Genomic DNA, 13,571 nt, shown 5'->3' with positions numbered 1-13,571 from the left:
GTTCTCAACCAATTTATGCTTATTTTTGAAGAAAGGCTCAGATTATAAAATCCAAGCCCTGACTTTTTAACTTACACACTTTGTGGGATAGTGTCAAAGATCCTGAAAAAGTGGAATAACAAAAACATTCATTTATATAAATATTTTTAAGAGCCTGATATTTGTCACCACAGAAATCAGGTTTTTTTATGAGTTGTTTATCAAACTTTTGATCGCTTTTTCAACACATACATCATTGAATAATCAATCATACATACGAAAAAACTCATATAGATATTTTAAGAGCCTTATTTATGCAATTGCAGTAGTCAGACTCTTTTATGGTAGTTCAAAACTTTAAAAATGGTGAGGTATTATTATTTTGAAAAAGCAACAAGCAACTAAATTAAGTACCAGATTAACTATATAGAATAATAAAAGCAACTACCATACTCCGATAGTAAAAACAGCTATTTTTACCTCCTTTCTTATCTGTCGATAGTGAAAATTACATCTTCGTTGAGTGGTCAACCCTCATCACTTCAGATATTATTTTTTACTTTCTGAACTGTTCCAATGCTGACCGAGCATATTTTTGCCGTATCTCGTATTGAATTTCCTTTCTTTAGGCTTTTAATAACCTCTTTATACTTGAAAAGGAAATCTTCTATACTTTCTGTAGAACCTTTCTCACGTCCTTTATAAATGCCCTTAGCCTTTGCAAGTGCTATTCCCTCCCGTTGACGCTCTAAAATGGTTTCCCGCTCCATTTCTGCAATGTTAGCCATAACAGAAATGATGAGCTTGAATGCCTGGTTCTCTTTTCCTTTAATCAAACTTTCTATTCCGAGGTTATCTACTTTAAGAATAACGCCCTTTTCTTTGAAAAATTCCAGAGTCGTAAGAATGTCATACAGGTTTCTTCCGAGCCTGTCAATAGAACTTACAGAAACGTAATTAATCTCATTATTTTCAATTGCTTTTATCAGTTCTTTTCCCTGTTCCCTGTCTTTGAAAGGTGTAGAACCGCTAACAATATCAATAAATACTCTTTCTCCCTGCGCCTGCCTCTCTTCCTGTCTTGCTGTATTTTGCGCTCCTGTCGAAACTCTTATATATCTTGCTTTCATAATTATATATGTTATAAAGCACCCTGCAAACAGGCAAGGTGCAAAAATTAGTATTGTAATTAGTTTCTGAAATAATAGCCGTTAGAACTCATATAGTCATACATCAAATGTCTGGCGGTTGCTTCCCAATCAATGCAAATATAAGAAGGTAGATTTTCAGGAATTGAACCGTCCTGCTCTAAAGTACACTGTGCAAAATCTTCATCCGAACTGTACTCACCATAATAAGAATCTGAAAGACTGTTTAATAGGTCGCTTACGTCCTCATTATAATAACTCATGCACTCTGCATAGGCTTCTATAACCTCAAAATCATAATCTGAGTTATTGATCTCTTCGGCTATTTCATAAATGTTTGCTGAAAGATGGCATTCACTGATTAGCTTTTGTTTGATAAAGAACTGACTACATTCGTAGTCCTGAAACATAAATTCAGGGTCTTGTTCGTCTTGGTGTAACTCATGCATAGCATCTAAAAGCTCGTCATAGTTTGAATAATCTGAAAGTTGAAGCCATTCACCGTAGATCCTTCCTGAATTGTACTTGCCATAAGTACCGACATAGATTTGGAAGTCCTCCAAACAATTTTGTAACTTTGTCATTGTAGATAAGTTTTAATTAGCGTTAGAATTTTTTACACTTCCCCATTCAATATTAGTAGTATTGATGGGGTTTTTTGTTGGTTTATAGTAGTCGAAAACTGTGCCATATGTTCTAAAAATAGGATGATATTCAATGAAATAGCAAAAATATTTTGAAAGCGTGTGACAGGTTTTGAAAAGTGTTCTAAATCTACCCCGTAGTCTAAAAATGTTCAAAAAAAGTGTTGAGGTTTTTAGACCGCCAGAAAACTTTTAACTGACTTTTCAAAGGTGGGGGGTATAGCAAAAACTCGCCTTACCCCCTCCCCTCAAGACTACTATAGGTATTCTATCGAAGCATATGAAAATGATATTAATTAAATAATTTCTAACCTTAATAAACCCAATTCATTATTGGGAATAGGACAAAAAATTACTATTTTAGCTTAACAATAAAAAAATATGAATTATAAAAATAAGTGGAATTTAATACTAAGTGAAAAAAGATTTAGGGGTAAATCAGAAACAATTAAATCTGATGGTCGAAACCCGTTTGAGAATGATTATGGGAGATTGGTCTCAAGCTCTCCAATACGAAGACTTCAGGATAAAACACAAGTATTCCCATTAGAACAAAGTGACTATATTAGAACAAGGTTAACTCACTCAATGGAAGTTTCATACATTGCCAGTTCAATTGGGCAAAGTATAGAAAATATTTTGATTGAAAAGGGTGAGATAGATGTTAATCAAAAAGGATTTTTAAGTTCATTACTGCGTGTTTCAGGTTTAATTCATGATTTAGGAAATCCACCTTTCGGACATTTTGGAGAGGAAGCTGTAAAAGATTTTTTCAGTACCTTTCTTGATTCAGAAATTTACAAAGCCTATGAAAAAAGTAAAGGTGATAATCCTTTATTAAATGATTTAGAAAAATCAGACTTTAAGAATTTCGATGGAAATGTTCAGACATTGAGAATCCTATCAAAACTTTATTACTTCGGAAGTCCAAATGGTTATAATTTAACATTTTCTACATTAAGTTCAGCTATTAAATATCCGTCAAATTCTTTAGAAGGGAACAGAGGTAAAAGACATCCCGAAATAGCAAAGAAGAAATTCGGATATTTTGTAACTGAAACTGATATATATAATGAAATAAATACATATTTAGAGTTATCAGGCAAGCGAAATCCTGTGGTTTATTTAATGGAAGCAGCAGATGATATTGCTTACAGTGCGGCTGACATTGAAGATAGCATAAAACTTGGAATCATAAATTTACATGATGTAAGAGAATTATTTGATTCAAAACTTGAGCAAAATAAAGAAAAAGTAATCGGAGAATTAGATAAATTGATTGCTATATATAAGGATAAAATCATTGATGATTCCATTGCAATTCAAAGATTTAGGATTTGTACTCAACAGATAATGATTGAGGAAATAATAAATTCTTTTGTAGAAAATTATGACGATATAATGAATGGGAATTTGCAAAATGAGATTATAGATATATCAAATGCAAAAGACATTAGAACTGCATATAAAGAGTTGCAAACTATTGTATTTGATGACAAAAATATTGTAAAAAAAGAAATAGCGGGTTGGAAAGCTATTAATGGTCTGTTAGATATTTTCACTAAAGCATCTATGAGCGAAAAATTCAAAAGCTCAGGAAACACTTATGAAGCGAGGATTTATAAGTTAATTTCTTCCAGCCACAGATATGTTTATGAAAATATAGAAAAGTATGACAATCAGGAATATAAAAAACTACAAATGATTGTTGACTTCATTTCAGGTATGACAGATACATATGCAATTAATTTATACCAAGAGCTAACAGGAATAAAATTATAATGTTTGACCTAAATGATATAAAAAAACCTTTTTTTAATCACTTCAAGGAACAAATGAAGCATGAAAACTTTTTACATTTTTTCTATGAAGTTTTTATGCTCGGTTCAGTTTATGTTGTAGGTGGATATTTAAGAGACTTCCTGAATAATAGACCTAGTAGAGATATCGATGTGATAGTAGATATTGAAAAAGAATCACTAATCAAAATATTATCAGATTTCGATTTCGAATATTCAATAAATAGACATGGTGGTGTGAAAGTTAAACTTAAATCCATCGACGCAGATATATGGACTATTTCAAGTAATTGGGCCTTTAAGAACGAATTGGTAAAATTGAATGAGGAAGACAAATTAAATAGCATTGCAAAAGGCTGTTTCTATAACTATGATTCTTTAGTTATTAATCTTAATAAACTTCATCTTAATCTAAGATATTATAAAGAATTTTTAGAAAGTAATAAACTTAATATTTTACAAGAAAGCCCCCCTTATAAATTAAAAAATCCTTCAATAGAAGCAAATATTTTAAGAGCAATTTATTTAAGGGAGCTTTTTAATTGTGAACTTACAGAGAATACCTCACATTATTTAAGTAGGAGAATAGGTTACCTCGAAGACAATTATAAAAATGCTATTGAACGACTTCTGTCTATAAAAGAATCATATCCAAAATATCATTTTATAGAAAAACACCATATATCACGTTTTATCAAGTACTTAAATACTGATTTTAATAATAAAAATCAATTAACATTTGATTTTTAACACTATATAGGCACAAAATTTGTAGTTTTGCGCATAGACATCAACGAAAATAATAAGTGTAAAGCTTATTGCTTTGTTAGAAAAATTTGGCGATTTTGAAAACACACGGAGCAAAAGTTAGACACCCACCCCTATGGCGTGGGCGTTCTGCTTCTGTGTGTAGGTTACGCCAAATACCTTCTAACTAAGTGTGAATAGCTCACGCTTTGTCGTTTATAATACATTATAAAATGGGGTATCTACACAAAATCATCGAATTAGAAAAGCAAAAGAACTTTCAAGAGATTGCTACAACTCTTTTCATGGAAGCCGACATCAGTTACAACCATACTGAATGGATTGAGAAAAAACCAAACATGAAATATTGGGAGTTTGTAAGCAAAACAAAACACCTTCTTAACAAGGACTTTCATAAAAACATTATGTTTGGCGACCTAAAACCTAATCCGCATTTGATAAATGCTTACAAAATGATTGGTGGAAAAGGTGAAATTGCATTTTGGAGAGAAGACAAGTATCCCCTTGACGGAGCAATAGCACGTCTCATGTTTACCCCTACAATTTACATTTACGCAAAAGAATGTTGCGAAGTATTTGAAGAAAAGATCGGTAATAAGCCATTATTTATGAGTGGTTTAAATCCTCAAGGTGTTATCAATAAATATAATTCTGAAAAAAAAACATTTCAATCCCCTACAACCTATATAAACAACAGCTCGCAAAGTGGATGTATGGGAGTTTTATTGATAATAATGGGGGTTATTAGCCTACTAATATTACAAATTAACCTTTAAAACAATTAAGTATTATGAAAAAATTAATTTTTACTTTAATGTTCGCATTACCAACATTTTATTTCGCACAGGAAGAAAAACCAAAAGAAACGCAAACAGCTAAAGAATGTAATTTGCCGAAAGATTTCAAAGAACCAATCAAAAATAACAGATTAAAGAAATTTGTTGCCATTGACAACGGAGTTGATGAAAAAGAGGTAACCATAATCAGAGCGCAAAATGGCTTTGGAAGTGGGATTTATACGGTTTGTGCAAAAGGACAACCTATTCAATATCAAAAGATGGGAACAGTTTTTATGCGTGAGGGGAAAAATCCATTTAATAATGCAAAATGATACTGCAATTACAAGCGCAAACAACTTGTTTTCCAGCAATTAAATTTAAGCCATATAGCATTTGGGATGATGTCTCAATTATTTTGACACTATTTTCATTCCTTATTCTGTATGCAGGTAGCATTTACTACCTTATGTTAGGGTTGAAGCTTACTATTAATACAATGAAAAATAATTTAACACAGAAAAAGTAAGTTTTAATACGTCAAGTTTTGTCGCCCCGCAGATATAGATTTGTAAAAAAAGAAAGGTATTAATTCAAAATATGGAGAAAACACTTACTCCTTGAATCAAAGATTTTTTTAAATTGCAAGCTAAAATTTATTTCATTAATTTAAAACATAACAATATGAAAAACAATTATTAAAAATGAAAACACATCTAAGAAAAATTTATTTAATTTACAAAATCAAAAAACATTTATGAGAAACAAAATCATCTTGAGACTATTTTTAATAATAGCATTCGCAACGTCAATGTACTCCTGTATTCATGATGAAACATTAGCCTTGTCAGATCCGACTTCTAAAGAATACACTTCTAAAAGCTTATGGAAAGAAGATGAAAAGTACATTAAAAATGTAATGAAAATCTATCAGGAAAACGAATTTAAAATCAAAAAAAACAGTGGAACTCCTTATTGGAGCTATTCTACCACAACAAACAGGTATGACGAAAGTTTTCTGATGGTTCCTGTAGTAGAGAACGGAAAAGTGGTATCTGTATTACAGGTTCCGAGACATCAGGACAAAGTTTACTTTGTTTATACTTTTTCTGAACCTGATATCATGTTTTTCCAAAACTTACTCTCTTCCAGATTGAAAAAAGTAGCAAAGACAGTTAATGAAGAAACATCAAAGTTAACTTGTTCTACACTTTCTTATTCTGTATGGCTTCCTGATAGTGAAGCTAATCCTGACCCTTCAAGTGGGTCAGGACATTGGGAAACATATCATGTTACAAGATGTTCATTCTCTCAGATAACCGAATGTGTAGGTATTGTATCATCAGATGGAACATGCCAGGATGGTGGGGGAGGATATGATTATCCAACAGGAGGAGGAACAGGTAGTAACCCGTCCACTTCAACCAATCCTTGCACAAAAACAAAAGCTATTTTAGCAAGTCCACAAGTTCAAGCAAAAGTCAGTGAACTTAAAACACAATCTAAAATAGGCGGCGAGATAGGAGTTAAAATAAAAGCTGACGGAACTACATCAGTAACAATCCCTGGAGGAGGACATGACGTTGAATTGGGAGATACCGCTGGATACCAAGGAGGATACCATAACCATACCCCTACAGGCATTAAGATGCTTTCTCCTCCTGATATTGTAAAGATGCTGGATTTCGCAATGGCACAACCTAATGGAAATACTGCAGATGGTTTTATGGGAATGTTTGGTTCTGAAAAATGCTCAACATGTCCAGATGGTTATAGATATTTTAATTATATGATTAATTTTAGTGGAACTACTCAGGAACTGTCAGATTTTCTGTATAAGAACCAATATGATTTAGCTAAATTAATTAAAGATTTCAGAAGAAGAGAAAAAGAGTTATCTAATGACTCCACTTTAGTTAATTTTTCAAATGGTGAATTAAATGACAAAGGATTAGAAAAATTATTTTTTGATACTTTAAAAAATATGGGAATGGAAGGAAAAGTAAATCTTCAAAAGATACAAGATAATGGAACCGTACAAAATATAACATTGGATAGCAATGGAAATAGTACAATAGCTACAACATGTCCTTAAAAAACAACATTATGAAAACAATATATTTTAAAACAGCAATAATATTTGGTTTAATTGCAAATACAATATCGTGTAACGCTCAACAGCTTCCTTTAAATACTTTACTGGAAAATATCCCACCAAACGCTTATGTCAAGGATTTAAATAATGAATTAGCCCCGTATATTGGAACTTATAAAGCAAGTTACGGAGGAAATGAAATTACTTTATACATTACGAAAGTTGAAAACAAACTTGAAGAAAGTACACATAAAAATTTTTATATGGATGCATTAGTAGTGAAATATATAGTCAAAAATTCTTCTGGAACAATTTTGCAGGATACTAAAAATAATAACATCCCTAATATTGAATTATATAGTACAAGAACACGTCCAACACTAAATACTGTAATTCTTTATTATAGTGGAACAAATTGCCATGTAGGATGGGGAGATATCTATCTAAAAAAAATCAACAATACTCAAATATCTTGGGAATATAGACCTGATGATATGGTCTTCACAACAGGAGATTGTCCACAAGGAACTGACAAAACTATATATTTGCCAGAAACAAAAGATTTGATTTTTACCAAACAGTAATTACACTTAATATCTTCAACTTAAAATGATTGGTTCTACCACAGACAGGTAAAGCCAATCATTTTGGTTTTATGATACAAACGATTGGTTTTTCAATACATACATTGTTGAATAATCAATCATTTATACTATTCTATATCTTGTATATCATCATCCACCACCCCATAAAATAGCTGTTCATATTTCCTATCCAAGAGGTCTTTAAAATAAGCTTTTGTTTGCAACATATCATTATCCACCAATAACTTTTGAAACGCTTGTTTAACCCTATTAATGTTAGGTTTACCTTTTAAATCACGCCAAAATGAGGGTTCTAAATAATTTCCAATCGCTAGTTTTACATTTTCTGCTAGACCTTCCTTTTGATTTCTGTTATCTGTCAAAATAAAATTATCCATTTTCTCACAAAAATATGTGTACAATTTCTCTATACTCCTATCAGCAAGTAAATCATCAAACTGAGTTATTCCCAGTTCCCTTAAATGATTAGATTTTAAAACAATCTCCACCCTCATAATATTAGTATGTAACTGTTTTTGTTTCTTTTTACTGTACACCTTAAAGCCAAATTTACTATGTAAGAATTTTACAAAGCCTGTATTAGCATCATTATAATTACTCGTTGGAGCTTTATAATCATACAGAAGAAAATTATAGTTGATATAATGATCTGGATCATGTTCCACTTTTAAATTGAAACCGAACTCTAGCTCTGTAATGGTCGCATCATTTAAATCCAGTCCCTCAAAAAATTCCTGTAATGTTTCCAATGCCTGTAAAATCTGCGTATGGTAAAAATCATTATAGTTATTATCCTCTAAATGACTGTAATCATCATCACCCCTACTGCTTAAATCATTATGCATTAAATAATTAAAATACTTATGTATAGAACCCTCTAAAACGGCTATTTTTTCGCTTATTCTTAATTTTAGATTCTCTATATCAGCTATTATAGGATAAGTGGTAAATGAGGCTTTATTTTCCGTTGTTTTCTTTTTCTGCAAAGCTGGAATTTTATTCTTAAATACATCTAACCATTTTTCTACTAAAGTTTTTTCTTTAGATTCTGCAACATTTGTAGTGATGTGTTTTCTCTGTATTTTAGGAAATTTATCCCCATTAGCATTTAACCACTTTTCTACAACGGTTTTATCTTTGAATTGTAGTTTTATATTATCTAACATTTTAAGCAGTTTTAAGGTTATATAAAAAATTCACATCACTATTTTTAATGAAAATAGGAGCATTAGCTCCCGTTTCTTTTAATTCGTTTAAATATATATGCCTGAACATAATTGTTTAATTTTTAGGCAATAGAAACCCTATACAAAGGGATTTTCCATTGCAGATTATAGACTAACTTTAAAATTTTCGTTTTAAAGTCTGAAAGTGCCTAGAATGTTCAGACTTTTATTGATTGTAACTCTAAAACCTCATATTATATCAGGCTTAGAATAATTTGTTAAGATTTTATTCATAATATTTCATTTGATTTTGGTGCATTAATTAAAATTTGTTTGTTCAAAACATGTTAAGCGTTACAAAACTTCCCTGAATTACTAATAAAATTCAACACATCACTTTTTTTGTAAAGATAATTTCTCCCTGATTTACCAAAAGGTTTTAGAATACCCTTTTTACGCCAATCAATAATAGTAGGTCTTGACTTTCTCGTAATCTTACATACTTCATTCGTTAATAAATATTCTTCTTCCGTATTTGAAGATACTTTTTCAATACTTTCTATTTTAGAAAGAATTACATTCATTTTCTCGTCAGAAGTATTCACTGAAGAGAAAGCTGCTAAGAACTGTGTAAGCGCAGTAATAACATTTGAATTTTCAATGTTTTTGTTCATTTTTATATTATTTTATTTATTAATTATCATTACATAATAAATTTTTGGGTATAAAAAAAAAACCTCTCATTCAAAAGGTCTTCAATCTATCTTAAATTTTATATGTCTATTATTCTTTTTCTATTATAATTTAATTCAATTTTTACTTTAAGGACATAATTCTCCTGTTAGACAATAAAACCATCAATTATCGTCTTTAAAGCAAAAAACCTATCAATGCTAATGTAACATTCATAGGTTTTTTACACTATTTTGATTTTTATTCATCAAAATAATTAATGAAAGTCAAGTTATATTATCCATTTGATAAAGAATAATTTTTAACCTTCTAATTGTCCTAATATCAAAAACCATGCCAAAATTATATTATTTATGAACGCCTAGATTTTATTTTACACTTTCTTTGAAAAACATTACATTATATGAATACAACACATTTAAGTTAACTCTGCTTGTAATAATAGAAAAATTCCATATTTTTGCAAATACATATTTCTTTAGAGAATTAAGATCAAACTAAGACACAAGTCCCCAAAATGTCCCTGATTCATAAAAGAAAAATGTAAATTATTGAATATTAATTAAATAGGTCGTTGGGCGATATTCCCCTATAGGCTACCGAAATGTATAAAAAAATCTCTGATCTTATTGATCAGAGATTTTTTATTGAATAGAACTTGATCATATCTTACAATTTAATTTTTTTAATCGTTTGTTCTCCCCATTTGTCCATTTCTGATAAAACAGGCAAAAGTCCTTTTCCAAATTCTGTCACATTATACTCAACTCGTAACGGGATCTCATCAAAAACTTTCTTTTGAATGATTCCATCAGTCTCCAATTCGGCAACAGTATCTGAAAGCATTTTATCACTAATGTAAGGCAATTCTTTTTTCAATTGGTTAAATCTTACAAAACCATTATTTATCTTCCACAATACCGCCGGCTTCCAACGCTTGCCAATAAATCTGAGTGTGGTTATAAACGGACAGTTCAATTCTAAAAACCGTTCATTTTCAAAATTTGTGGATGTTTTTTTTCTCATACTTACCTTTTTGTTAGTTACCTACCATTTGGTTATTATCCTGCAAAAATACAATTTTGTAGTACAATTAAAAAAGAAATATATGAATATCAGTTTTATTGGTGCAGGAAATGTAGCATCAAGCCTTGGAAAAATGTTTGTACAGGCAGGACATCACGTGAAATATGGAATCCCTACCCCTAATGGGGAGCAGCTTTCTGTTTCAGAAGCCTGTGATTTTGGAGATATTGTCTGTTTCGCGATTCCTTATTCTGTGATGAATGAAGTTTTAACAGCCAATAAAAAAAGCTTAAAAGACAAAATTGTGGTAGATATTACCAACGTTATCCATCTTGAAGATTGGTCCCCTATACCTTTAGGGGAAGACAGCAGTGGAGAACAGACCTCGCGATTGCTTCCTGAAAGCAAAGTAGTAAAAGCATTCAACACTATTTTTGCAGATGTCATGAAAGATGAAAAGCGCGTAATCAATGGGCAGAAGCTAACTGCTTTTATAGCGTCAGATGATTTAGAAGCATCTTGGACAATAAAAAAGCTAGCTGACAGTATTGGTTTTGAAGGACTCATTGTTGGAGGTATTAAAAATGCAAGATATTTAGAGGCAATCGCTCATTTGAATATCGCCATTTTATCGGCAGGCGGAACAACCGATGCCGGATTTGCTTACCTCCAGCGAAAATAACTCATTACCACTTCCATTCTTTTTAACCGATTAATAATTTACATAATGATTCATTCTCCTACCATGCAAATATGGACAGAAACATGGCACTCAGCCAATCCAGATGCATTTAAAGGCATTTATTCTGAAAAAGCACTGATATCCCCTCCCAACAAACCCACTGTTCAAGGTAATGAAAACATTCTCGAAATGATGAGATCAGGATTAGGAAAAGCAGATGTTTTTTTTAACCTGAAAATTTGATTGTACATCCTGATTTAGCATTTGAATATGGTATATTCAAAGATCTACAGCTGTCTGATCATAAAATTTTAGGAACAGAAAAATATTCTGTTACCTGAATCTTAGAGAATTCTATCTGGAAAATACTAAGTCATACCTGGTCAATGCCGGAAAAGAAAATGTAAATAAATATCCCATCATTTTTATATAAAAACCGATGGGATATGATGTTTTTATTCCTTATTATTTTCAATTTTATTCATGCTCAGAGGGAACACTTAAAATCTGGATATCAAATAAATATTTTATATTTAGCTCATTTTCTGCATTTCATATTCGGACACACTATTTTCACAGCAATATAAAAAGACCGTTTTTCTCCGGAAAGTCTTAACTTTTTTTTAAAGGCTATTCTATTTCTTTATATATTACAAAAGCATTATATTTGCAAAAATTTTACCATATTTGGTCACACCAATATGGTCACACTGATGAAAAATATTATTGATAAATCATTGTTTGCAGTTTTCTGCAGACTATCAAATTTTATATCATGCCGGATTTAAAAATACAAGAAGCGAAATTGCTTTTTAAGAAAATCCACTCTAACCCAAAAAGTTACGATTTACAAATCAATGAAGGCGGGATTACAGGCAGAGATGATAAAATCAGTTTCAGGCTTTACAGGACTGGAGAAAGGGTTGCTTTTGAAGTAACAATTGACGGACTTACTTTCACCAATACCACTGGAGAATGGAATAATGCACTGATCATGCTGGGAAATACGATCAAAAAATTAGAGAAAGAACAAGAAAATTTAAAAATAGAACAGGCAATAAATAAACTTAGAAAGTACCTATCAGAAGAAAATTAAATTTTTTAAAAATAAATTTGGTAGTTTAAAAAAAAGTTTATAGTTTTGCACTCACATTTAAACGATATGGCAAATCATAAATCAGCACTAAAAAGAATCAGACAAAACGAAACTAGAAGACTTCGTAACAGATATTACCACAAGACTGCTAGAACAGCTTTAAAAGCTTTAAGAAATGAAGAGAACAAAGCTGCTGCTACAGAACAATTGCCAAAAGTTATCGCTTTATTGGATAAATTAGCTAAGAAAAATATTATCCACAAAAACAAGGCAGCTAACTTGAAAAGCAAATTAACAAAGCACGTTAATAAATTAGCGTAACAATATAGCTGGCCCGTTCGTCTATCGGTTAGGACCTCAGATTTTCATTCTGGTAAGAGGGGTTCGATTCCCCTACGGGCTACTTACATCTTATAAGACCACTGTAATAACGGTGGTTTTATAAAGATCAAAGTAGAAAAAGCTATATTAAAATAAATCTAACCGGCCCGTTCGTCTATCGGTTAGGACCTCAGATTTTCATTCTGGTAAGAGGGGTTCGATTCCCCTACGGGCTACAATAAGAGTTGATACTTACTAAAACAAAGCTAACACATTACTTCAGTAATGGAAGATAGAAGGCCCGTTCGTCTATCGGTTAGGACCTCAGATTTTCATTCTGGTAAGAGGGGTTCGATTCCCCTACGGGCTACAAAGGACTTTTTCGAAGGTCCTTTTTTCGTTTCTATATACAGATTTCAGGGAATCTTTTCCACTCCCCAATGGTTTTAAGCTTTCAATAATTTAATGGGATCAGTCTCAAAAGTTGGGGGGAATGTTAAGTAGCTTTATCTTTGCCTAATGTTAAGCGATCACGAACTTCTTAAATTATTACTTCCGGAATTTTTAGTTGAGCACTTTGATATCCTCAAAGCAGAACCTCATGATGCAGAACTTCATATCTATTTTGAAGAAAAAAGTAACCTCCCTGATGAATTCAAAGAAAGACTACTGGAATCTAAGGGCTTTTTACCTGAAATTATTGTAGATGATTATCCATTACGTGGTAAAATCGTAAAACTCCATGTGAAAAGAAGAAGATGGACTGATAAATC

16 protein-coding genes and 3 tRNA genes are annotated in these 13,571 nt (G+C 31.4%); 14 read left to right on the top strand and 5 right to left on the bottom strand.

The features are described 5' to 3' along the window. Nucleotides 1–521: 521 nt before the first annotated feature. Together BW946_RS20790 and BW946_RS20785 are read right to left on the bottom strand one after the other, a co-directional pair. Entirely contained in the window at nt 522–1,109 is a 588-nt protein-coding gene (locus BW946_RS20790; protein ID WP_076597993.1) for a recombinase family protein, read from the bottom strand. 59 nt (nt 1,110–1,168) lie between these two features. Next, nucleotides 1,169–1,711 carry an antirestriction protein ArdA gene (locus BW946_RS20785; protein ID WP_076597992.1) on the bottom strand — a complete coding sequence of 181 codons (543 nt, stop codon included), beginning with the start codon at nt 1,709–1,711 and terminating at the stop codon, nt 1,169–1,171. 441 nt (nt 1,712–2,152) lie between these two features. Here BW946_RS20785 and dgt point away from each other — a divergent pair, with 441 nt between their 5' ends. The 6 genes from dgt to BW946_RS20750 all read left to right on the top strand — a co-directional run bounded on the left by dgt (nt 2,153) and on the right by BW946_RS20750 (nt 7,793). Then, nucleotides 2,153–3,553, top strand: a complete 1,401-nt coding sequence (gene dgt, locus BW946_RS20780; protein ID WP_076597991.1) for a dGTP triphosphohydrolase — start codon at nt 2,153–2,155, stop codon at nt 3,551–3,553. Beyond that, complete coding sequence (locus tag BW946_RS20775; RefSeq protein WP_076597990.1) at nt 3,553–4,320, top strand: nucleotidyltransferase family protein; 768 nt, start codon at nt 3,553–3,555, stop codon at nt 4,318–4,320. Before dgt ends, BW946_RS20775 begins: the two co-directional genes overlap by 1 nt. A gap of 230 nt (nt 4,321–4,550) precedes the next feature. Further along, nucleotides 4,551–5,114, top strand: coding sequence for a hypothetical protein (locus BW946_RS20770; RefSeq protein WP_076597989.1), 564 nt, complete (start codon nt 4,551–4,553; stop codon nt 5,112–5,114). Between the two features lie 14 nt (nt 5,115–5,128). Next, the gene (locus BW946_RS20765) at nt 5,129–5,449 is read left to right on the top strand and encodes a hypothetical protein (RefSeq protein ID WP_076597988.1); all 321 of its coding nucleotides are present in this window, start codon (nt 5,129–5,131) and stop codon (nt 5,447–5,449) included. A 422-nt stretch (nt 5,450–5,871) separates the two neighbouring features. Further along, nucleotides 5,872–7,209: a hypothetical protein gene (locus tag BW946_RS20755; protein ID WP_139326057.1), complete on the top strand. Its 1,338-nt coding sequence runs from the start codon at nt 5,872–5,874 to the stop codon at nt 7,207–7,209. A gap of 11 nt (nt 7,210–7,220) precedes the next feature. Further along, nucleotides 7,221–7,793, top strand: a complete 573-nt coding sequence (locus BW946_RS20750) for a DUF6705 family protein (RefSeq protein ID WP_139326056.1) — start codon at nt 7,221–7,223, stop codon at nt 7,791–7,793. A 128-nt stretch (nt 7,794–7,921) separates the two neighbouring features. On the opposite strand, the gene BW946_RS20745 is transcribed toward BW946_RS20750, so the two are convergent. The 3 genes from BW946_RS20745 to BW946_RS20735 form a co-directional block, all read right to left on the bottom strand. After that, nucleotides 7,922–8,980, bottom strand: a complete 1,059-nt coding sequence (locus BW946_RS20745; protein WP_076597984.1) for a hypothetical protein — start codon at nt 8,978–8,980, stop codon at nt 7,922–7,924. A gap of 347 nt (nt 8,981–9,327) precedes the next feature. Next, the gene (locus BW946_RS20740) at nt 9,328–9,654 is read right to left on the bottom strand and encodes a helix-turn-helix domain-containing protein (protein WP_076597983.1); all 327 of its coding nucleotides are present in this window, start codon (nt 9,652–9,654) and stop codon (nt 9,328–9,330) included. Between the two features lie 688 nt (nt 9,655–10,342). Further along, nucleotides 10,343–10,699 (bottom strand): winged helix-turn-helix transcriptional regulator, encoded by a 357-nt coding sequence (locus tag BW946_RS20735; RefSeq protein WP_076597982.1) that lies wholly within the window; start codon nt 10,697–10,699, stop codon nt 10,343–10,345. Nucleotides 10,700–10,781: 82 nt separating this feature from the next. On the opposite strand from BW946_RS20735, the gene BW946_RS20730 reads away from it, so the two are divergent. The 8 genes from BW946_RS20730 to BW946_RS20695 all read left to right on the top strand — a co-directional run. Continuing rightward, nucleotides 10,782–11,381, top strand: coding sequence for an NADPH-dependent F420 reductase (locus BW946_RS20730; protein WP_076597981.1), 600 nt, complete (start codon nt 10,782–10,784; stop codon nt 11,379–11,381). Nucleotides 11,382–11,426: 45 nt separating this feature from the next. Then, a complete protein-coding gene (locus tag BW946_RS20725) occupies nt 11,427–11,624 on the top strand; it encodes a Cif family virulence factor (RefSeq protein WP_076597980.1) in 198 nt (65 codons plus the stop codon). Between the two features lie 532 nt (nt 11,625–12,156). Next, nucleotides 12,157–12,477 (top strand): hypothetical protein, encoded by a 321-nt coding sequence (locus tag BW946_RS20720; RefSeq protein WP_076597979.1) that lies wholly within the window; start codon nt 12,157–12,159, stop codon nt 12,475–12,477. A gap of 66 nt (nt 12,478–12,543) precedes the next feature. After that, a complete protein-coding gene (gene rpsT, locus BW946_RS20715) occupies nt 12,544–12,798 on the top strand; it encodes a 30S ribosomal protein S20 (RefSeq protein ID WP_002983073.1) in 255 nt (84 codons plus the stop codon). Between the two features lie 10 nt (nt 12,799–12,808). Continuing rightward, nucleotides 12,809–12,880, top strand: a tRNA-Glu gene (locus BW946_RS20710). An 82-nt stretch (nt 12,881–12,962) separates the two neighbouring features. Next, nucleotides 12,963–13,034: transfer RNA gene (locus BW946_RS20705), tRNA-Glu, on the top strand. A 62-nt stretch (nt 13,035–13,096) separates the two neighbouring features. Further along, a tRNA-Glu gene (locus BW946_RS20700) sits at nt 13,097–13,168 on the top strand. A 149-nt stretch (nt 13,169–13,317) separates the two neighbouring features. Further along, a partial coding sequence (locus BW946_RS20695; RefSeq protein ID WP_076597978.1) for an ISAon1 family transposase N-terminal region protein occupies nt 13,318–13,571 on the top strand: 254 nt, incomplete at its 3' end.

Origin of the sequence: Chryseobacterium sp. RU33C (assembly GCF_900156015.1) — a bacterium.
Taxonomy (GTDB): Bacteria; Bacteroidota; Bacteroidia; order Flavobacteriales; family Weeksellaceae; genus Chryseobacterium; species Chryseobacterium candidae.
This window is presented reverse-complemented; position numbering and strand designations above follow the sequence as displayed.

Excerpts from the sequence above, each read along its gene's own strand:
- BW946_RS20790 (WP_076597993.1), bottom strand. The coding sequence starts at position 1,109 with ATGAAAGCAAGATATATAAGAGTTTCGACAGGAGCGCAAAATACAGCA.
- BW946_RS20785 (WP_076597992.1), bottom strand. The coding sequence starts at position 1,711 with ATGACAAAGTTACAAAATTGTTTGGAGGACTTCCAAATCTATGTCGGT.
- dgt (WP_076597991.1), top strand. The coding sequence starts at position 2,153 with ATGAATTATAAAAATAAGTGGAATTTAATACTAAGTGAAAAAAGATTT.
- BW946_RS20775 (WP_076597990.1), top strand. The coding sequence starts at position 3,553 with ATGTTTGACCTAAATGATATAAAAAAACCTTTTTTTAATCACTTCAAG.
- BW946_RS20770 (WP_076597989.1), top strand. The coding sequence starts at position 4,551 with ATGGGGTATCTACACAAAATCATCGAATTAGAAAAGCAAAAGAACTTT.
- BW946_RS20765 (WP_076597988.1), top strand. The coding sequence starts at position 5,129 with ATGAAAAAATTAATTTTTACTTTAATGTTCGCATTACCAACATTTTAT.
- BW946_RS20755 (WP_139326057.1), top strand. The coding sequence starts at position 5,872 with ATGAGAAACAAAATCATCTTGAGACTATTTTTAATAATAGCATTCGCA.
- BW946_RS20750 (WP_139326056.1), top strand. The coding sequence starts at position 7,221 with ATGAAAACAATATATTTTAAAACAGCAATAATATTTGGTTTAATTGCA.
- BW946_RS20745 (WP_076597984.1), bottom strand. The coding sequence starts at position 8,980 with ATGTTAGATAATATAAAACTACAATTCAAAGATAAAACCGTTGTAGAA.
- BW946_RS20740 (WP_076597983.1), bottom strand. The coding sequence starts at position 9,654 with ATGAACAAAAACATTGAAAATTCAAATGTTATTACTGCGCTTACACAG.
- BW946_RS20735 (WP_076597982.1), bottom strand. The coding sequence starts at position 10,699 with ATGAGAAAAAAAACATCCACAAATTTTGAAAATGAACGGTTTTTAGAA.
- BW946_RS20730 (WP_076597981.1), top strand. The coding sequence starts at position 10,782 with ATGAATATCAGTTTTATTGGTGCAGGAAATGTAGCATCAAGCCTTGGA.
- BW946_RS20725 (WP_076597980.1), top strand. The coding sequence starts at position 11,427 with ATGATTCATTCTCCTACCATGCAAATATGGACAGAAACATGGCACTCA.
- BW946_RS20720 (WP_076597979.1), top strand. The coding sequence starts at position 12,157 with ATGCCGGATTTAAAAATACAAGAAGCGAAATTGCTTTTTAAGAAAATC.
- rpsT (WP_002983073.1), top strand. The coding sequence starts at position 12,544 with ATGGCAAATCATAAATCAGCACTAAAAAGAATCAGACAAAACGAAACT.